This window comes from Mesorhizobium sp. M0074, from assembly GCF_040322975.1.
Classification (GTDB): Bacteria; Pseudomonadota; Alphaproteobacteria; order Rhizobiales; family Rhizobiaceae; genus Mesorhizobium.
Genome location: NZ_JAMYUM010000006.1, coordinates 1 through 19,004, shown reverse-complemented (window position 1 = coordinate 19,004; position 19,004 = coordinate 1). Strand labels below are relative to the sequence as shown.

Annotated in this window: 20 protein-coding genes and 3 pseudogenes; 13 read left to right on the top strand and 10 right to left on the bottom strand. The window is 60.9% G+C overall.

The genetic code is table 11. The features are described from left to right. The first annotated feature begins 128 nt into the window (after positions 1-128). From NKJ73_RS09960 to NKJ73_RS09950, 3 genes are all read left to right on the top strand, one after another. Positions 129-2,195 carry a N,N-dimethylformamidase beta subunit family domain-containing protein gene (locus tag NKJ73_RS09960; RefSeq protein WP_352569216.1) on the top strand — a complete coding sequence of 689 codons (2,067 nt, stop codon included), beginning with the start codon at positions 129-131 and terminating at the stop codon, positions 2,193-2,195. 315 nt (positions 2,196-2,510) lie between these two features. Further along, entirely contained in the window at positions 2,511-3,146 is a 636-nt protein-coding gene (locus NKJ73_RS09955; RefSeq protein WP_352569215.1) for a dihydrofolate reductase family protein, read from the top strand. Between the two features lie 102 nt (positions 3,147-3,248). Further along, complete coding sequence (locus NKJ73_RS09950; protein WP_352569214.1) at positions 3,249-3,794, top strand: dihydrofolate reductase family protein; 546 nt, start codon at positions 3,249-3,251, stop codon at positions 3,792-3,794. A gap of 345 nt (positions 3,795-4,139) precedes the next feature. On the opposite strand, the gene NKJ73_RS09945 is transcribed toward NKJ73_RS09950, so the two are convergent. Continuing rightward, positions 4,140-4,796, bottom strand: coding sequence for a TetR/AcrR family transcriptional regulator (locus tag NKJ73_RS09945; RefSeq protein ID WP_023676206.1), 657 nt, complete (start codon positions 4,794-4,796; stop codon positions 4,140-4,142). A gap of 87 nt (positions 4,797-4,883) precedes the next feature. Between NKJ73_RS09945 and NKJ73_RS09940 the strand changes: the two genes are divergently transcribed. Continuing rightward, positions 4,884-5,249, top strand: a complete 366-nt coding sequence (locus tag NKJ73_RS09940; protein WP_352569213.1) for a VOC family protein — start codon at positions 4,884-4,886, stop codon at positions 5,247-5,249. Next, positions 5,177-5,755, top strand: coding sequence for a GFA family protein (locus tag NKJ73_RS34225; RefSeq protein ID WP_502897618.1), 579 nt, complete (start codon positions 5,177-5,179; stop codon positions 5,753-5,755). The genes NKJ73_RS09940 and NKJ73_RS34225 overlap by 73 nt, the downstream gene beginning before the upstream one ends. A 178-nt stretch (positions 5,756-5,933) precedes the next feature. Here NKJ73_RS34225 and NKJ73_RS09935 read toward each other — a convergent pair whose 3' ends face one another. The 6 genes and pseudogenes from NKJ73_RS09935 to NKJ73_RS09910 all read right to left on the bottom strand — a co-directional run bounded on the left by NKJ73_RS09935 (position 5,934) and on the right by NKJ73_RS09910 (position 11,100). After that, a complete protein-coding gene (locus NKJ73_RS09935; protein ID WP_352569212.1) occupies positions 5,934-6,584 on the bottom strand; it encodes an SGNH/GDSL hydrolase family protein in 651 nt (216 codons plus the stop codon). Then, positions 6,512-7,459, bottom strand: a complete 948-nt coding sequence (locus NKJ73_RS09930; protein ID WP_352569211.1) for a sigma-70 family RNA polymerase sigma factor — start codon at positions 7,457-7,459, stop codon at positions 6,512-6,514. Before NKJ73_RS09930 ends, NKJ73_RS09935 begins: the two co-directional genes overlap by 73 nt. A gap of 19 nt (positions 7,460-7,478) precedes the next feature. Beyond that, positions 7,479-8,411, bottom strand: coding sequence for an alpha/beta hydrolase (locus NKJ73_RS09925; RefSeq protein WP_352569210.1), 933 nt, complete (start codon positions 8,409-8,411; stop codon positions 7,479-7,481). Positions 8,412-8,744: 333 nt separating this feature from the next. Further along, positions 8,745-8,912: pseudogene (locus tag NKJ73_RS09920) on the bottom strand (GMP synthase (glutamine-hydrolyzing)); the annotation flags it as partial. A gap of 108 nt (positions 8,913-9,020) precedes the next feature. Further along, positions 9,021-9,608: an NAD(P)H-dependent oxidoreductase gene (locus tag NKJ73_RS09915; RefSeq protein WP_352451024.1), complete on the bottom strand. Its 588-nt coding sequence runs from the start codon at positions 9,606-9,608 to the stop codon at positions 9,021-9,023. Positions 9,609-10,203: 595 nt separating this feature from the next. Continuing rightward, positions 10,204-11,100, bottom strand: a complete 897-nt coding sequence (locus NKJ73_RS09910; protein ID WP_352569208.1) for a LysR family transcriptional regulator — start codon at positions 11,098-11,100, stop codon at positions 10,204-10,206. Between the two features lie 269 nt (positions 11,101-11,369). On the opposite strand from NKJ73_RS09910, the gene NKJ73_RS09905 reads away from it, so the two are divergent. The 5 genes and pseudogenes from NKJ73_RS09905 to NKJ73_RS09885 form a co-directional block, all read left to right on the top strand. Next, entirely contained in the window at positions 11,370-12,104 is a 735-nt protein-coding gene (locus tag NKJ73_RS09905) for an SDR family NAD(P)-dependent oxidoreductase (protein ID WP_352569207.1), read from the top strand. 151 nt (positions 12,105-12,255) lie between these two features. Then, entirely contained in the window at positions 12,256-12,855 is a 600-nt protein-coding gene (locus NKJ73_RS09900; RefSeq protein ID WP_352569206.1) for an NADPH-dependent F420 reductase, read from the top strand. 3 nt (positions 12,856-12,858) lie between these two features. Next, on the top strand, positions 12,859-13,365 hold the full coding sequence (locus NKJ73_RS09895; RefSeq protein ID WP_352569205.1) for an SRPBCC domain-containing protein: 507 nt from the start codon (positions 12,859-12,861) through the stop codon (positions 13,363-13,365). Between the two features lie 34 nt (positions 13,366-13,399). Continuing rightward, the gene (locus NKJ73_RS09890) at positions 13,400-14,212 is read left to right on the top strand and encodes an SDR family NAD(P)-dependent oxidoreductase (RefSeq protein ID WP_352569204.1); all 813 of its coding nucleotides are present in this window, start codon (positions 13,400-13,402) and stop codon (positions 14,210-14,212) included. A gap of 3 nt (positions 14,213-14,215) precedes the next feature. Then, positions 14,216-14,328: pseudogene (locus NKJ73_RS09885) on the top strand (alpha/beta fold hydrolase); the annotation flags it as partial. Positions 14,329-15,225: 897 nt separating this feature from the next. Here the strand turns inward: NKJ73_RS09885 and NKJ73_RS09880 are convergent. Together NKJ73_RS09880 and NKJ73_RS09875 are read right to left on the bottom strand one after the other, a co-directional pair. After that, complete coding sequence (locus NKJ73_RS09880; RefSeq protein WP_023676202.1) at positions 15,226-16,089, bottom strand: class I SAM-dependent methyltransferase; 864 nt, start codon at positions 16,087-16,089, stop codon at positions 15,226-15,228. Between the two features lie 133 nt (positions 16,090-16,222). Next, positions 16,223-17,116 (bottom strand): NAD(P)/FAD-dependent oxidoreductase, encoded by an 894-nt coding sequence (locus NKJ73_RS09875; RefSeq protein ID WP_352569203.1) that lies wholly within the window; start codon positions 17,114-17,116, stop codon positions 16,223-16,225. Between NKJ73_RS09875 and NKJ73_RS09870 the strand changes: the two genes are divergently transcribed. From NKJ73_RS09870 to NKJ73_RS09860, 3 genes and pseudogenes are all read left to right on the top strand, one after another. Then, on the top strand, positions 17,115-17,303 hold the full coding sequence (locus tag NKJ73_RS09870; protein WP_352569202.1) for a hypothetical protein: 189 nt from the start codon (positions 17,115-17,117) through the stop codon (positions 17,301-17,303). The genes NKJ73_RS09875 and NKJ73_RS09870 overlap by 2 nt on opposite strands. Before the next feature lie 101 nt (positions 17,304-17,404). Beyond that, on the top strand, positions 17,405-18,052 hold the full coding sequence (locus NKJ73_RS09865; RefSeq protein ID WP_352569201.1) for a TetR/AcrR family transcriptional regulator: 648 nt from the start codon (positions 17,405-17,407) through the stop codon (positions 18,050-18,052). After that, positions 18,048-18,275: pseudogene (locus NKJ73_RS09860) on the top strand (hypothetical protein); the annotation flags it as partial. The gene NKJ73_RS09865 and the pseudogene NKJ73_RS09860, both read left to right, overlap by 5 nt. Positions 18,276-18,703: 428 nt before the next feature. Here NKJ73_RS09860 and NKJ73_RS09855 read toward each other — a convergent pair. Continuing rightward, a partial coding sequence (locus tag NKJ73_RS09855) for a GMP synthase (glutamine-hydrolyzing) (protein ID WP_502899024.1) occupies positions 18,704-19,004 on the bottom strand: 301 nt, incomplete at its 5' end.

Below are 19,004 nucleotides of genomic sequence, written 5' to 3'. Positions count from 1 at the left end.
AAGCATGTACATCATGGCTGTAGTGCGCCATGCGGAACTTTGCTTGTCAGAGCGGCAGCGCATTGGCCGACATCGGACCGGTCTACGCGGTTCGCCCCAGCCCATCTGGAGTTCATCGGGAGGGATAGATGAAGCGCGCAGTAGACCACGACGCGATGAGCGTGGTCGGCTATACCACCCCCTGGAGTGCCAAAGCAGGCCAGCGGATCAACCTCAGCCTGTCATGCGATCGGCCGATAAAGGCCACACGAATTTGCCGGCTCGACAAGCCGGCTCCGGAACTTCTCGCCTGGCCCATCGAAACGATAGGTGAAGCACGGCGTCGGCATTTCGACCAGGGGTCGTTCCTGTTCGTGCGAGCCGGCGAACTGGTCAAAGTACAAGCCGTCCACGGCATTCGTTTCGAGCTGTTCCTCACGCGCAACGAAGGTGCGCGCACGATCCTGGAAGCAGGCGCCCTCGGGCTGCGCCTCCGCGACGGCGCATTTGTCGTGGAAATCGGCGGCGAAACCCCTGTCGAGAAGAAGGCGCCAACTGGTGTGTGGCTCACTCTCGAGTTGGATCTGCGGCAGGAACAATCGCGTCTGCGCATCAAATCCCATGATCTTCTCGCGCCTTACGAACTCCATGAAGGTTTTGGCGGCCCGGCGCGGAACCTCCAGGCGCACGGCATCCATTTCGGCGCAAGTGCCACCAACCACGAACCTACCCTCAACGCGAAATTTGCCGCGATCCGGCTCGACACCCCACACGGGACTGTTGCCTGGGATTTCCCGACGCTGTTACCAACGCAGCCGATACTGTCGTCGGGCGGAGCAGATCCGCTGCTCCTCGACGTGATCAACCAGCCAGCCTTCTGCGTGACTTCGGCACGCTGGGACGGATCGAGCTTCGAGCCTCGCTTGGTGCCGTCGCACTACGACGCTATCCATTGCCACGACGACGACATCGGCCCGCTTGCATGGCCGGCATCGCACCGCGCGACGATCCCTGAAAACGCACACCCTGGCGTCTACGCGTTCCAGGTCGAATGGGAGGGTGGCTACGAACGCGTGGTGTTCTTCGTAACCTCGTCACAGGTTTCGTCGCCGCTGTTATATCTCGTGCCGACGGCCACCTATCTCGCTTATGCGGACGAATATCTCCCGGATCATCTTTATGAATGGAAAGGCGACGACCGGGGACATCGCTTCGCGATCGCCAACAATCTGAAATCTCTTTACGACTATCATTCCGACCTTAGCGGTGTTTCCATCTGTTCCTACAAAAAGCCGAAAGTGACGCTCAGGGACGATTACGATTATCCGCTCTGCGGCTGCCCACACAATTTGCCGGTCGATCTGCACTTCCTCCGATTCTGCCACCACAATGGAATCGTGTTTGACGTCCTGACCGATCACGATTTGCACGAATGCGGCATAGACGGTTTGCGTCGACATCAAGCCGTCGTCACCGGCAGTCATCCCGAATATATGTCGATCGAGATGGAGCAGGCGCTGCGGCAGTTTGTAGCCGAAGGCGGCAGCATCGCCTATCTCGGCGGAAACGGCTTTGCTGCCACTGTGGCTTTCAAGGACGATCTGATGGAGTTGCGGCGCTCGCCGCTGGAGGCCGGCCGCACCTGGGACAGCCCGGTCGCCGAACAGGCGCTGTCGATCACCAACGAACCAGGCGGCTATCTCCGCTGCCGCGGCCGAGGCGAATTCTCGCTGATCGGCGGTGCAATCTCATTGATGGGTTTCGATGGCGCACGCCCCTTCACGCGCACTGAGGAGAGCCATGAGGCAGGATGCGCATGGCTGTTCGAAGGCGTTGAAAATGCGACCTTCGGCACCGACGGCATGGTGCTGGGCGGTGCCGCGGGCTACGAAGTGGATGCGACGGATTCAGCCCTCGGCACTTCCGGTGACACCGTCGTGATCGCGCGTGCGACGGGATTTCCCGACAGCTTCTTCCAGGATCCGACGCGCTGGTATGAGGGCGGGGATAGGCAACGCATCGCCCGCCGCTGCGCCGAAATGACCCTGCGAAAGCTCGCAGCAGGCGGCTTGATCTTTTCCGCAAGCTCGGTTGCCTGGTGCGGCGCGCTGCCAGCCGCAGGCGCCATGAACGATGTCGGCAGGATCACGCTCAATCTGCTTACCCGCCTCGGCGCCACGAAAGGAGAACCCGGCCGAGAAAAATCGATAAGCTGATTGGCGCCGTTACGGAAAGACCCGTATCCGGTTTTGGGAATCAAATCAGTCGGCGTGCACCGGCTTCGTCTCACATGCCTCTCGCCACCTGGCGGACGGCAGTTGCCTCAGCCGCAACCTTCAGGTGCGCTGCTTTGACAAACGGCGCTGAACCAGAATTTGGCGCGGCATCAACGACACCCTCGCCGACTAGGCAAGGAAGCTCGGTATCCCTTCTTCGGCGGCGTGCAAGCGTTGTCGGACTATCCCGCAACGAATTGTCGGAACTGACCGATCTGGCCCGTCCTTGGGTCTCACCAGGGCAAGGAAGACGCGATGAGAGACCTGATCTTGAAGATGTCCATATCAATCGACGGCTTCGTGAGTGACCTGGAAGGCCGAAACACATGGATGTTCGGCGCCGATCAAGAGGCGAAGGCCTGGGGCGTAGAGTTCATATGGAACTCGAGCCTGCACATCATGGGCAGCCGCAGCTTCCGTGACATGGCCGCCTGGTGGCCGATCTCCTGCGACCAGTTCGCGGCGCCGATGAACCAGATCCCCAAGGCCGTCTTCTCACGACGGGGACCGGAGATCCTGAGGGAGGTGAGCAAGTCGGCGGCGCTCGATGAGGGTCGCGCCGTCAACGCGGGAACCGGACAGCCGGCGAAGTTGCAGCCCGGTGGTGAAAGTTGGGCGGAGGCCTATGTGGCGAGCGGTGACTTGGCGGAGGAAGTCGCGAAGTTGAAAGCCCAAGAGGGCAAGCCGATCATCGCCCACGGCGGAGTGAGCTTCGCCCGCAGTCTCGTCGCCCAAGGACTGGTCGACCAGCTCGCCCTGATGGTGGCCCCCGTGGCGCTGGGCAAAGGCCTGCCGCTGTTCTCCGAACTCGCCGCGCCGATGTCTCTCAAGCTGGTGAGCTCGAAAGCCTTTCCGGGGGGCGCAGTGGCGCAGATTTATCGGCCAATGTGAACACGTCAGAGAATGTGTGCAGCCAACGAACCGACGAAGTAAGGGCGAGGTATAAATGAATGCGATCCCTTCGGATCGTCGTCGATCGATAGGAGCCTGTGCATGGCGAAGCTTGTGTTCGGAATGATGCAGTCGCTCGACGGCTATGTCGCTGGCGCCGAGGGCGGGCCCGGGCTGCCGATGCCGGGCGAGGCGCTCCATCGCCACTTCAACGCCCATGTGCGCGGGATCGCCGGCAGCCTCTACGGCCGGCGCATGTACGAGGTGATGCGCTATTGGGACGAGGATCAGCCGGGACAGGACCAGGTCGGGCGCGACTTTGCGGCAGCCTGGCGGGCGCAGCCGAAATGGGTCGTCTCTCGCACCCTGAAGTCGGTCGGGCCGAACGCCACGCTGGTGGACGACGATCTCAAAGGGTTCGTTAGGGCGCTTAAAGCCGAACACGAGGGCGAGATCGAAGTCGCCGGACCGGAGCTTGCGGGTAGTCTGACCGAGCTTGGCCTTATTGATGAGTACCGGCTCTACTTCCGTCCCATCGTGCTTGGTCGCGGCAAGGCATTCTTCGCCGGCCCGCGGCCACCGCTGCGTCTCGTGGCCAGCGACCGGGTTGGCGAGGACGCCATCAGGTTGACGTACGTTCCCGCCTGATGACAACCCACCCGACACCCTAACGTCCGTCGGACCGAATTTGAGCTCATTCCCACTCGATCGTTTTGAGCCATGGTAACGCGTTGACGCGGCAGCACAAACTTTTCTGCACGCCCTAAAGAACCGACTCTGCGATCCGTCAGAAATCTGCGCTCTTGATTTCAAAAGGGAATTTCGGCGATTCGGGATCGGCTCGGTTTCGGCGACTATCGACAACAATCGGTCGATTTTCGACAGCCGCGCCGCAACAAGCCGCGACCCACTGGGGACCAAAAAAGGACCGTCAAACACGGCCGAACGGTCCGCACGGTAGCGCCCGGCATTCGCTCGTCGCCGTGGCGTGCCTCACTTGCCGTATGACGCAAGGAACACCCGTACGCCGGCCGCGGCGTGCCGTCGAAGCTTCGCCGGTTTCGGAATCGACTCGTCACCCAACAGCATGGCCCTGTTCAATGGCTCGCCCATAATCAACCAATTGAACTGGGAAGCGGCGACGGCCGGATCATCGATCGCAAGCAGGCCGCGATCAGCCAAGCGCTCGAACAACACTGCCATCGCCGCAATTGCGCGCCCGGGTCCGCCATCGAAGAGCGCCTTTGCCAGTTCTGGGAAGCGGCCGACCTCGCCGATCACCAGACGGCGCAGCTGCATGACGCGCGGCGTGAGTACAGTGGTAAGCTGTCGGTACGCATAGCGCTGAAGATAATCGGCAATATCTTCGCCCTCGGCGAGTTCGGGCATTTTACTGTGGACCCTATCGCTGGCTCGATTGGTCACGCTGCTCACGATCTCCACGAACAGCATCTCCTTGTTCGGAAAATTCTTGTAGACGGTCTGTTTCGACACCGCCGCAAGCGCCGCGATCTCGTCCATATTGGTGGCCAGATAGCCCTTTTGCAGAAACACTTCTGTCGCCGCCTCGAGGATGGCCCGCCGCTTTTTCGCCGACCGGCCGTGCGGTTCGAGTTCTTCTGAAACACCTGCTGAACGCGTCGTGGTCATGCTCCTGGCGTGTCCGCTGCCGATTGACTCATGGTACTGGACCGTCTAGTTTGATTTGGACCGAGATGCAATGGGGAGAGATCGACAATGCACATCCAGTTCGCGGAGCTTCCGGTGTTCGACCAGGAACGCGCCAAGGCGTTCTGCATCGATCACCTGAACTGCCGCGTCGTCGCCGATCAGCCAATGGGCAATGATGGGTGGCGATGGATCGAACTCGGATTTCCAGGTGCCGAAACCACCCTCCACTTCCTAAGGCGCAAGGACGAAACACCATCTGAGGGGCCCGTCCTCGTGCTGGTTGACAACGAAATCGAAGTCACCGTTCAGAGACTCAAATCGCGAGGCGCCGAGATCATAGCAGAACCGCGCCCCGCGCCATGGCAACCGGGGCGCACGATCGCGGAATTTCGGGACAGCGAGGGCAATCGCATGATGATCACCAGCAGATGACGCACTCACCTATCATGACCGCAACTTGCTCTTGCGGTGGCGTCGAACTCAAAGCCTTTGGCAGGCCGATCGTGAGCAGTGCCTGCTACTGCGACGACTGCCGGAAGGGAGCTGATCAGATCGAAGCTTTGCCAGGTGCTGGCGCCATACGCGATCCCGATGGCGGCACCGCATACATCCTCTATCGAAAGGACCGCATCGAGTGCTCCAAGGGGGCCGAATTGCTGAGGGGTTACAAGCTTAAGGAAACTTCAGCCACGAATAGGGTCATCGCCATGTGCTGCAATTCAGCGATGTTAATGAACTTCGATAGAGGTCCGCATTGGGTCTCGGCATACAGAGCGCGGTTTCACGGAGAACTCCCGCCACTGCAGCTGCGGATTTGCACTAAGTTCAAGTCGGACAGCGATGTCATTCCTGACGACGTGCCGAGCCACCGGGGTTATCCTCTAGGGTTCGTCGTTAAACTTTTGGCATCGCGCGTGGCGATGTTGCTAGGTCGATAAACCGGCCGCCAGCCTGCGCGATAAGACATTCAGATAGGTGCGCAAATCGGATACAGCCTTGCCGCTCAGGGTTCAGGCCTGAACGAATTTCTGTAGGCGATCCGCCACGATCAGCCCTGCCCGGCTGTTCAAGTGCACGCCGTCGGTGTGAAATAGCCAGCCATTTACGCGGGCGACATCATCCGGACGCTGCCGCAGCACCAGTACGCGAAAAGCATCGCGATAGAATGGAAGAAAGTTGAACGCCGTGTAGGCCCGGCCAGGGCGAGGCGCGAACCGCCTCGGTGAGCGCCTCATGGAGCGGGACATAGCCGCAGCGTTCCTCGTGCGCGATGGCCGCCACGATCGCAGAATATTCCTTGATCCGCCGGTTGAACTCGCTCTGGAACGGGTCGTCCGAATCCGGCGCTTCTCCTATCGGAGGGAGCGAGCAAAGGCCGATGTCCGCCGCCGTCTCGCGCTTCAGCCTGCGTGCTATCTCGGCCAGATTCTCGTGGAACCAATCGGGCGAAGGCGTGCGGGGCAGACGCTTCCAAAACGTAAAGAACCGCTGCACTTTGCGTGACACGAGCGTGAGAACATCATTCCCGCCGACCCAGACGATGACCTTGTCGGGACGACAGGCGAGCACATCCGGCAACCGCTGCAGCGCGTTGTAGGCCAAGTCGCCGCCGACGCCAAAATTCCGGAACTCAAATTGCCCGTTGCCCGGCCGCCGGCGGAGCTCCGCCAGGCCAGAAGTGAGAAATCGTCGCCTTATGCTCTTCCCAAAACGGCTGGCCCAGTCATGAGTTTCAGGTCGGATTCCGCGGCGTTTTCCAACATCCATGGGCAGGCATAATAATCTTCGATGCGATCGATGACGCGACCGGCGACATGGACACGAACCGGCCACGCGACCTGCCACCGGTCGCCTCGCTGGAAGAGCACGATCAGGACAGGCTGTCCGTCGATCGCCCCCAACTCCATGGTCCACGTCTCCGGGTTTCGCTCGTATTCGACGAAATAGGGAGAACTTCTGAGCAGGCCGTCGAAGCAGTCGGCGACCCGCAACCGAGCATCGGCGCTGGTGAGGCTCCGCACGCCATCCCAGTCATGGCGGTTGAAGAGGTCAACATAGCGCTGCAAGAGCCGCGCGGTGTCGGGATCAAGCGGACGGTTCGGTTCACCGGCAGGTTCAGGGGGCAAGTCGGCGAGCTTCGCCCGTCCGCGGGAGAGCGCGGATTTGACGCCCCCAACCGTCGAGTCCACGAGTTCTGCGGTCTCTTCCAGCGAATAGTCGAACACGTCCTTCAGGAGGATGCAGGCGCGCTCCTTGGGCGGCAAGCGGCCAACCAGCCGTTCGATGGCGCGGCGTGCATCGGTCGCTGCCGGCTCTGCAGAGACAACGCCGACGTCGTCCGAATAGGCGTGCTCCGCGCGCTCGCGCACATCGCGTCGCCTCAGAAAGTCGATGCAGCGATTGTGAGCGATGCGAAACAGCCAGGGCTTCAGCCGGCGGGCATCGTCGAGGGTCTCAATCTTCGTGTAGGCCTCGAACAGCGTCTCCTGCACGAGATCCTCACCGTCGAGGCGTGAGCCCGTCATGCGGGCGCAGTAGCGATGCAGTTGGGCGCGGACGCCTGACACCGTCTCGAGGAAGGCGCGATATCGCGCATCGAACAGGCCGGTCGGTCGCTCGGGCATGTCCTTCAGCTGCCACATCTTGGTTTCAATTTGCCAGTCATGCGACCTCCTGACCTTCAGCGCGTATTGCCGCGGTTGCGGCCAGACCAAGCTTGGGGCGAACCCATTGTGCCAACCGCGCGATCGCGTCGTCGGCTTCGGGAGCGCGGCCGGCCATCATCTGGAACGAGTGCAGCATCCCCGGAAATACGTCTAAGCGCACCTCGACGCCGGCGGCCTTTGCACGCTCGGCGAGCGCTCGGCTGTCGTCGAGCAGGGTTTCCTCTTCGCCCGCCTGCAAATAGATCGGCGGCAGGCCCTTGAGATCGGCAAAGATCGGGCTGGCCAAGGGATGTCGGATATCGACCTCACCGAGGACTTGCGACGCGAGCATGTCCACGCTGGCCTTCTGGAAGAAGGCGTCCTTCTCACGGTTCGCTTCGTAGGAGAGTCCGCTCGCGGACATATCATGCCAGCCGGAGATACTGAGGATCGCCGCCGGCAGCGGACGTCCAGCGTCGCGGCGCTTAATCGAGGCCGCGAGGATCAGGCCCGCGCCAGCGGAATCGCCTGCAGCTATGGTGTGCTTCGGCGCGACACCCTGCTCGAGCAGCCATTCGAACGCGGTCAGGGTCTGCTCGATCTGGCGCGGAAACTTGCTCTGGAAAACGTAGTCGTACGTAGCGAGCAGAGCGTAACAGCCGATCGCCTTAGCAAGGTGTCCGACCATCTTGCGATGGGTCCAGATCGATCCGCCAACATAACCACCGCCGTGCGCGTAGAGCATGACCCGATCCTTGGCCGCCAGTTTTGGCTGAACCCACAGCGCGGTCGTGTCGCCGAGGGTCGTCTCGACGTAATCGACGCCGCCCGGTTCTGCCGTCAAAACGGACCACTCGGATGCTTCCTGTGGCGATTCTCGACCGCTGCGAAAAGCCTCCGCGAGCGTTTCGTAGTGTATCTTGTTCGCTAGGCTCTGCTTGCTGTTCATTTGTCACGCTCCAATTCGTCCAGGAGGGCGATGTCAAGGATGACCGTGCCCATGAACAGCTAAGACGGATGAACCCAGCGAAAGGATACGTGGCCGGCAGATGCAACGCCTCGCCGGTGGCAGTTGCCGCGGACCCCGGTTGTCAAACCCAGCAAGGCTAGGCTGCTCCACCCTTCTCTGTGGGACGTTCGTTCCAGACATTCGCCGATCGGCCGGATGCTTCGTCTATGCCGTCGCCGGGTGGCCGGGGGCTGGGACTATTGACTATTATCGCCGAGCCAACATCGCCTTAAACATGCTGCTCTATCCTCTTCTACTCCGCAGTACTCCTCGTCACTCCCACTCGATTGTGCCTGGCGGTTTGCTCGTCACGTCATAGACGACGCGGTTGATGCCGCGCACCTCGTTGATGATGCCGGTGGCGGCGGCGCCCAGGAATGCCAGGTCGTGACGGTAGATATCCGCGGTGCTGCCATCTACCGATGGTGACGCTTTCGGCGCGTATGCGCGTACATACCGATAAGGGCAGCGGTCACGAGCCGCGCTGTCCCCACGGGCATTGCTCTACCTGCGCCCTTCAAAGAAAAGGAGCATTGTGACGGGGCTTAGCTATAGATGCTGTAGCATTGATCTAATGCGATTTATCGCAGCATCGACACCTTGCCTAGGCAGACTTTCAACCTTGTAAAATGAAAGGAACGTAAGCGAGGCTTGAGGAGCACAGGTATTCAGAATAGCTGTCTTGAGAACACGCCGCACTGGCCGCCTGAGGATCAGCCAATCGACCCACCAAGGTGAGCCCAAAGTGGTTATTGCAACCACCTTCCTTAACTGGCGAAGTCGCGGTTGTATGGCACCAAGATCGGCTGCGTGATCGTATGCAATACCAGGCACCCATACCCTGTCGAACCAGCCCTTCAATATAGCTGGAGGTCCGAACCACCACGTGGGAAAAATCAAGACGATAGTCTCGGCCCAGAGAAGATCCTCAATCTCTTTAGCTACCTCTGTAGTCTCGAATCCGGAATAGTAGCTCGCGCGCTCCGCCGGTGTAAGAGCCGGGAAGAAGCCAGATCGATACAGATCAACATGTCGGCACTGGTGCTTCGCATCCATCAGGGTGTCGATAGCTGCGTTCGAAAGCGTTTGGCAAAGGCTTGGATTGAGTGGATGAGCCGTGACAATCAAACATCGCATACCAATATTTTGAATCCTCCCCAATTTGGTTGCGCTGCGCGTCATCATTCGTGCGGCGCGGTGCTCGGGCAAAGCTTCTCATACCAATCATGGATTTCGAAATAGCTGTACGCGCCACAGTCTTCAAAGAGCAATTGTTTTTCAACGCCGAGAATGGCCCTTCTCGTCGCCTTCAGAGACTAGAGGCCACTACGCCTACATCTGCCGGAGTATTATCGCTTCCGCCACTCTGCTCTCGGCTGCTCGCTAAGACTCCCCCTCATTCCCACTCAATGGTTCATAGGTATGGTAACTCGCTGATTTCGCATCGCAAATCCTTTGCGCACGACGAAGAACCCTCTTGCGATCCGTCAGAAATTTGCGCTCTTGAATTCAAACACCAATTTCGACGGTCCACGTTTTGCTCGGTTTCGGCGACTATCAGTATCAATAGGTCGATTTCTTTCTGACGGCCGCCGACCGAGCCGTAACGGCAGTTCCCAAAAAAGACCGTCACGAGGCGGTCTACGACCAGAGTCCGTCGCGAGATTACATCGGGCTGCGTCGTTGATACAGCGGTACGCTCGAGACAGCGCCATCGGTGACCTGCCAGGCGTCAGTCGCGCGATATGGACAGCCCCGCGAGAAGCGGCGCGTACGCGGCGAGCCTGTGGGATACGAACTCCGTGAAGAGCCGCACGCGCTTCGTCTTGCGTGTCTCCCCCTGTGTGAGAAGCCAGAGCGTTCCGTACATGTGCAGCTCGGTGCCCGGCACCCTCACCAGTAGGGGGTCGGCATCGCCGACGAAGCAGGGCAGTGTCGTGATCCCGAGCCCTTGCCGTACAGCAACGATCTGCGCCTCGGCGTCCGTGGTCCTGAAGGGAACCCCCGTGGTGCGAACCTCACCCTCGCTGGCCCATTCCGGAATTCCATGAATGCTTATGACGATCCACCGGATGGGATCAGGCGCGCCCGCACGCCACGCGGCTAGTCGATCACAGGACATATAGACGCCGCCGAACACCTCCGGTCCCTTCAGGCCATGAAGATTGAGCGGCAGGGTTTTGCGGTCGTAGACGACGCGGATCGCGACGTCGGCCTCTCGGTTGGTCAGATTTGCCAGCTCGCCGGACGACAAGATTTCCATCTCGATGTCCGGATGCAGACGCGCGAAATCGGCGAAGTCCGGCATGAGCAGGTGTGTCGCGAGGGGCGGTGCCAGCGTCACCCGCAGAAGCCCGCGCACGCTCTGGTCGCGCCCGAAGACGCGCGTCTCCAGCAGGTGCGACGACACTTCCATCTGGTCCGCGAACTCGAGGACCTCCTCGCCCGCAGCCGTCAGGCGGTAGCCCGAAGGCAGCTTTTCGAACATCTGCACCCCGAGGCGTTCCTCGAGCTGGGCGACGCGTCGCAGCACGGTCGAGTGGTTCACACCGAGGCGCTCGGCGGCGGCCCGCACCGAGCCTCCGCGCGCGACGGAAAGAAAGTAGCGAACGTCATCCCAGTCGATCATGGTGCAATCCGGCACCGCGCGGTGCGCCTTCCAAGGCCCGTATCTAACACATCGAACAGCAGTACGGGCGGTCATCATAGCCTATGTCGACGAGTGCGGCTCAATTCCGAACGGCGGACGCCGATCGTCGCGGCTGGCGTCAGGCGTCCAGCCGGATCGATTTCGCACCACCGATGTGCGCGCTTCCGCACTCAACAACTGACGCCGGCGGACCCATTTCGAGGCTCTCGGGGGCAGATGCTGTCCCGACACCACGAAAAGGAGAAGTCATGGGAAAGCTTGAGGGTAAGGTTGCGGTCATCACGGGTGGATCGAGCGGCATGGCGCTGGCGAGCGCCAGGCGGTTCGTTGAAGAAGGCGCCTATGTTTTCATCACGGGCCGGAGACAGGAGGCGCTGGACGAGGCCGTCAAGCTGATCGGCCGGAACGTGACCGGCGTGCGCGGCGACGCGGCCAATCTCGACGACCTCGACCGCCTGTTCGATACAGTCAAGCGGGAAAAGGGCAGGATCGACGTCCTGTACGCGAGCGCCGGCACAGGCGAAGCCGTCCCACTGGGCGAGATTACCGAGCAGCACTTCGATGCGGCCTTCGGCCTGAATACGCGCGGCACGCTGTTTACGGTTCAGAAGGCGTTGCCGCTGTTCAACGATGGCGGATCGATCTTCATGACCGGGTCAGTTGCTTCGGTGAAAGGTTTTCCTGGTTACAGCGTGTATGCGGCGAGCAAGGCGGCGCTGCACGCATTCGCACGCGGGTGGCTCAACGAACTCAAGGGCAGGAATATCCGGGTGAACGTGCTGCACCCGGGGCCGATCGCCACACCGATGCAGGACCAAGTCCTCACCGAGGAGGCGAAGCAGATGTTCGAATCCCTGATCCCGCGGGGAAAGATGGGGCGTCCTGAGGAAATTGCGACGGCCGCGCTGTTTCTTGCTTCCGACGATTCGAGCTTCGTGAATGGGGTGGAGTTGTCTGTCGATGGCGGCTTCTCGGCCATCTGAAATCGCGCCGGATCGCGGGAAGCGGCTGACCGGCGGGAACTAGCGTGTCCATGGTGGAACGACCACGCAAAGGTCGCCACACAGCGCAACGAATAACCCAGCGCCGTTGAAGGCCGGGGAAATCAATACCAACACGGATCGGAGAAGCATCATGAGCTACGCAATTGTAGGATTCGGTAAGATAGGCCAGGCCCTCGCCCACGCCTTCGCCCGTAAAAACATCGACGTGGCCGTCGCGAGCCGCCGGCCGCCCGAGGCGTTGGCGCCGCAGGCTCGGGCGATTGGACCCACGGTCGTCGCCAAGTCGCTGCGGGATGCACTCGAGGCCGACACAATCATCTTGGCAGTCCCGTTCGGAGAGCACCGCGAAGTTGCGAAGGCTCTGCCGAACTGGGAAGGCAAGACAGTCATCGACGCGACGAACGTGTTTCCAGTGCCTGAAGAGCTGGACGGTCTCCCGTCCTCCGCCTTCGTCGCGAAGGCGTTCACCGGCGCCAAGTTCGTCAAAGGGTTCAATCACCTGGTTGCGGCCACCCTGGCTGCCGATCCGATCGTCGAGGGCGGGCACCGTGTCGTCTTTCTGTCGAGCGACGACGAGGACGCGACCGCTCCCGTGGCGGCCTTGGCCAAACAACTCGGGTTCGCACCCGTCAAGCTGGGAAAGCTCAACGAGGGTGGCGCGCTGGTGCACGCGCGCGGCCGCACTTGGGGCCAGCTCATCTTCCAGGATTTGTTCAAGAAGGAGCAGTAATCGATGTACGACCATGTGACCTGGCCCGAGCGATATGATCCGAAAACGTCGGCCATCTACGCACTCAACGACATTGACGTGAAGGCGCCGCCTGAAGCGGTCTGGAAGCTGCTCGTCGAAGCCGAGAATTGGTCGAGCTACTTTCCCGCCGAGGATCAGGTCAAGATTCTGACGGGGGAGCCGGAACTGGCGCTCGGAACGCGATACAGCCGTGTGACGGTTGGATTTCCGATGAGTCTGGTCGTGACGGAATGCGAGCCCCTTCGTAGGCTCGCATGGGCGACGACAGTTGATGGCGACGAGACCGGCTCAACCGCATACCATGGCTGGGTCATCACGCCTACGGACCATGGCTGCCATGTGCTGACCGAGGAAACGCAGCAGGGCCCCTTCTTCCTCGATGAGCTCGGGCGCAAACATCCCGGCGCACTCTACCGGTATCACCAAGACTGGGTCGAAAGCCTCGCCCGCGCAGCGGAGGCGGAAACAGCGAAGACGACAGTGGATTGATTGCGCTTCCTATTTAATTTTGGAGATGAATGAGATGAATATCGAACTCAAAGGCCGCAAGGCCATTGTTACCGGATCCACCGCCGGTATCGGCCGCGCGACGGCGGAGGGGTTGGCGCGTGCCGGTGCATCGGTCGTCGTCAACGGCCGTGGAAACGCTCGGGTCGATGAGGCGGTGCGGCAGATGCGGCAGGCCTTCCCCGGCAGCGACATCTCGGGTATCGCCGCTGATCTTGCGACAGCGGAGGGGGCAAAGGCCTTGATCGCGCATGCGCCGGACGCCGATATCCTTGTGAACAACGTCGGTACAGCACACATCCGGAGCTACAACGGCGTCGAGGATATCGCAAATATCCCCGATGAGGACTGGCTTGACCTCTTCCAGTTGAACGTAATGAGTGGCGTGCGCGCGAGCCGTCATTACCTGCCGCGGATGGTGGCGAAAGGCTGGGGCCGCGTCGTGTTCATAAGTAGCGAATCCGCAGTCAACATCCCTAAGGAAATGCTCGACTATGGCATGACCAAGACCGCTCAACTCGCGGTCTCACGCGGGCTTGCCGAGGCGGTCGCGGGCACGGGCGTCACCGTCAACGCCGTCCTGCCGGGACCTACCCGCTCTGAGATCCTGGGCAACTTCATGGCGAAACAGGCTGACGCAAATGGAATCACGCAGCACGAAGCCGAGCAGGGCTTCCTGCAGGCGATGCGTCCGACGAGCCTCATCCACCGCTTCGCGACCACCGATGAGGTGGCCAACATGATCATCTACACATGCTCGGAGCAGGCTTCGGCGACCACCGGCGCGGCTTTGCGGGTGGATGGTGGCGTGGTCCGCTTCGTCGCGTAGCAGGACGACCAAATTGTTCCGTTCGCCAACTCGGGTCCGCTGTCGGCCAAGCTGCTGAAGCATGGCACGCTTAAGTCTACAGGGATCTGCCGCACGGCATGCGCACGATCCACGCATTGCGGGGGCACTCTGAAACTATGCGAGGCACGAGAACGTATTCAGCTACGGCGCCGTCCCCGCTGTGCTCGGCGGCCGTGCGCCCGTCTCGTTGGTCCCGCCCCGGGGGCTTAGACCATGATACAAATCCGCGGAACATAATGTCTATTGTCCGAGGAATTGGATCGGCGCTCCGATCCCAATCCAAAGCATGTGCTGTGAACGGCGCGGTGTATCGATCCCTTTGAGCATCTCTACACATAATCGAAGGTCTATCGCCGACCTGCAAAACGGCTGCTTGTTCTTGCAGAATCGCCCGCGAACTATCGCCTCCTATCGTTGACCAACAATTTCCGAATATATCCGACAGTACTCCAACCTACGCCCCCTCATTCCCACTCGATTGTTTTAAGTGATCGTAACGCATTGAATTCCACGCACAAATTCTTTCTGCACGCAATGAAGAACCGTCTCCCCGATCCGTCAGAAATTTGCGCTCTTGAATTCAAAGGAGAATTTCGGCGATTCAAAATCTGCTCGGTTTCAGCGACTATCGGCATCGATTGGTCGATTTTCGACATTCTTTAGCTGTGCCTTCACGATCCCGTCGGCAAAAAGACCGTCACGGCTCGCAAGAGCCTGAACGACACGCAGTTCCTCTCATGCCTTGATCCGTCCCGGACTTACGCCTTGGCGGCGTTCTGTGCAGCCTCGAATACATCGCGTGCGGACGTCGTACCCGCTACGTGCTCCGTAAGCACGTGCACCAACGTTTTCGAGTGTCGTGCAAACGCTGTACCCCGCCATCAAAGCCTCTAGCTCGCTAATGGCGGCTTCCAAGCCAGAAGGGACATCAATCTGACCGGCCAAAGACGCCCCGCTCCACCGAGCGGGGGCGTCTCCCCTGTTAATCCCTGTCAGCTTGCCGGATTGCGTGCCATGACGATCCACGCCGCGCCGTCGATCATCACCGACCGCTCGCCGGGGAGGCCCGCGAAGGCGGCACGAACCGCGGCCGAGGCGCGGGCGCGGATGTCGTCGGGCTGATCAGCGAGAGCGCGCGACAGCGGGCCGACCTCGAGTGTCATCTCCACCGCGTCGTCGATCGCCGCGTCCCGCGTCCCCCCCTCGCCGAACGGGATGGAGGCATCGAATGGCGCGATAGCGACATCGGTGAAGCCAGCCGCCGTTAAAATACGCGCCACCCGCCCCTGGTCGCCAAACGAGAACGGGCCGGGCGCTTCGGGATCGGGCGGCGCCGTCGGCGGGACGATGCCCTTGATCGCGCCCATCGGCAAGCGCACCCAATCGTTCTCGGCCATGCCGCGCCAGCAGACGAAAGCGACCCGCGCGCCCGGCTTGAGCGCACGGCGCATATGAGCGAACGCCGCCGTAGGATCGTCAAAGAACATCACTCCGAAGCGCGAGAACAGGATGTCGAACGCGCCCTCGGGCAACGCGGTGCTGCTGGCGTCGGCCACCTGGAACAGGGCCGGCGTATCCTGCGGCGCTAGCGCGCGCGCTCTGCCGATCAGCGGTTCGGATATGTCCACGCCTAGCACATGGCCCCCCGCGCCGACGCGGGCGGCCAGATCCAGACTAGACGCCCCCGCGCCGCAGCCGACGTCCAGCACGCGTTCGCCCGTGGCGGGCGCGGCGGCTTCGATCGCGGCCTGGCCGAACACCGCCATCATGGCATCGAGCCGGGCCTGGTAAGCGACCCAGCGCTCCCCGCTTTGGCCATTCCAGTCGGCTACCTGATAAACATTTTTCTCTGCCATGCCATATCCTTGTTCTGATTCTTTCTTTGCTAGGCTCTCCCCTCAGGCGAGAGGGGGCCCGCGTTCCGTGACACCGGCCCGCAACCTTCTGAATTTGATAGCCCGCGGCAACCGGAGAAGGGAATCTGTGCTCTCAAACCAGCATCGACTGCTGGGCGAAGATGCCCGCCATCGCGCCGTGCGATGATGCCGTGGTGACCGAGGCCATGAGGGGGTTGGCGAGGTCGCCGGCGGCGTAGATGCCGGGAATGCTGGCTTCGCGGCGCTCATCGACCTTGAGGGCGATGCCGCCGGGCGTATCGACCGTGGCGAGGCCCAGTGATTCATGCAGGCTTGCGGACGGCTTATTGCGCGGATGGGCGAACAGGATGTCGACCGCGACATTGCGGCCGGTCTCGAGATTGACGGTGGCGATATGGCCCCCGCGATGGGCGATCTCGATGATCCGGCCATCGACGACAGGAATGTTGCGGCGCGCGAGATCGGCCCGGATATCGGGCGGAATGTCGTGACCATCGGCGAAGAGCGTCAACCTGTCGGTCCAATCGTGGAACAGCCTGACAGACTGGTGCGACTGCGGGCCGGACCAGACGAGGCCCCAATGCTGGCCGGCGACTTCAAAGCCGTCGCAATAGGGGCAGGGCACGATGGACGTGCCCCAGCCTTCGGCAAAGCCCGGAACATCAGGCATCTGGTCGGCGACGCCATAGCTCAGGATCAGGCGGCGCGCCCCAAGGCTTTCGCCATCGCCAGTGAGGACGGAGAAATCGTCGACGGCGCCGGAGACGCTGTCGGCCCGGGCATTGACCAGCCTGATCGTGGGATAACGCGCCAGCTGCTGCCGCGCCTCGGCCAGGATGTCCAGCGGTGGCTTGTGATCGTGGCCGAGCAGGCCATGCGAGTGGCCGGCGAAGCGGTTGCGCGGCAGGCCGGTATCGAGAACGGTGACCTTGCGGCGGGCACGGCCGAGCTGCAGGGCACCGGCGAGACCGGCAAAGCTGCCGCCGATGATGATGACGTCATCCATGGTGATAAGCTCCGTGTTGTGGATGGAGAGGGTTGGGCTGGGCCTGGCGCGAAATATCGTCCAGCGATACGCGCTTGAGACGGGCAGCGAGCAGGGCTTCGGCATCGACGAGAAAGTCGCCCATCACTGTGTTGACCGGCCGGACAATGCCGCATTCGATATCGCCGGGCGGCCCGGGGAAACTTGATTTGGAGGACAGGTTGAAACCTATCCATTGGCTTGCACATTTCAGATACTAAATGGTATCGTAATGCAAGAATTAGGATACTGTCAAGTACTGGAATTGTCGTGACCGAAAACAGCCAGGGCCGGCGCGGCCGGCCCGCCAACGAGGCGCTTGGCCAAACGATAGTCGACGCCGCGTGCGAACTCTTTGTGGAATTGGGTTTTCAAGCGACGACATTAGACAAGGTCGCCCAGCGGGCGAAGATATCCAAGCTCAGCATCTATCGGCACTTCGAGAACAAGGAGGCGCTGTTCAGCGCGGCCATCGCGGCCCGCTGCCATCAGTTTGCACCACAGGCCCTTTTTGAAGGCGTCGACGGTTCGGCCGAAGATCAGCTCATGGCGGTGGGATCATCCCTGCTTCGCACGCTGTTGAGCTCGGACGTCCGCAGTGTCGAAGCCATGATCATGGCCGACAAGACGAATCAAAAGTCGTTAAGCAAGCTCCAATACGAAGCCGGCCCCGCCCATGTCATCGCCCAAATCGAGGCCCTGTTGCGTCAGTTGCACGCGAAGGCGGTTCTGAACGTGCCCGATCCTCTCCGGTCCGCCCGCTTGTTTGCCGCGCTTTTCAAAGGATCCGATCTCCTGATTATCGCACGCTTCGATGAGGCGAGAGCAGAGGACGACAACGAAATCGAATCCTATTGCCGGTCGGCCGTCGCCATGTTCATCGCCGCGCACGGTGGCAACGACCACGCGGGCGGATAAGCATTTGATTGCTCCGGGCAGCTTGGCCGGGACCGTCGTCCAGGCGCTTCGTCATATTGGGCCGGCGCGCGCGGCCGAGCTTGCACAGATCGCGGCACCTCATCTTTCTCCCAACGATAAAAAGACGCTCGCATCTACCGCGGTCCAAGCTCCCGCCTGGATGCGGTCGACGCTTCTCTCCATCGCAGATCCGGCAGCAGTCGGGACAACATTTGATAGGTGATGCGAAGGTGCCATCCGACGATATGCGATCGGGTCCGGAACATCGATCGGTACCGCAGCCAAAGCTGAAACTATGTATGTCGATAACTAAAGTACCGTCAGCGCGGAAATGTCATGCTACGGGTAATTTTCGTTATATATTTCAAAGCGTTGACACACAGAAAAGTACCGTCAAACCCTAAAAAGGAATGACGGTACTTTTTAGAATGCTCTGTCGGATACGAAAAGCACCGTCAAAAGTACCGTCAGAGTGATCTGCTACAAGCTGCGAGCCGCGCCAAGCGCTCCGATAAACTTAACGATTTCAATGACTTGATAGGTTTGTCAATTCCATTGACAATGTGCCCTGGCTAGCAGTCTGCCCTGCCCGCAAATCATTGTATTTTCTGCGAAATTCTACGTTAGAGCCGCCTATCATCGCCGTTTCCCTCACTCCCACTCGATGGTGCCGGGCGGCTTGCTCGTAACGTCGTAGACGACGCGGTTGATGCCGCGTACCTCGTTGATGATGCGGGTGGCGGCTGCTCCCAGGAATGCCATGTCGTAATGGTAGAAGTCGGCCGTCATGCCGTCGACCGAGGTGACGGCTCGCAGCGCGCAGACGAATTCATAGGTGCGGCCGTCGCCCATCACGCCGACGGTCTTCACCGGCAGCAGCACGGCGAAGGCCTGCCAGATGGCGTCGTAGAGGCCGGCCTTGCGGATCTCGTCGAGATAGATGGCGTCGGCC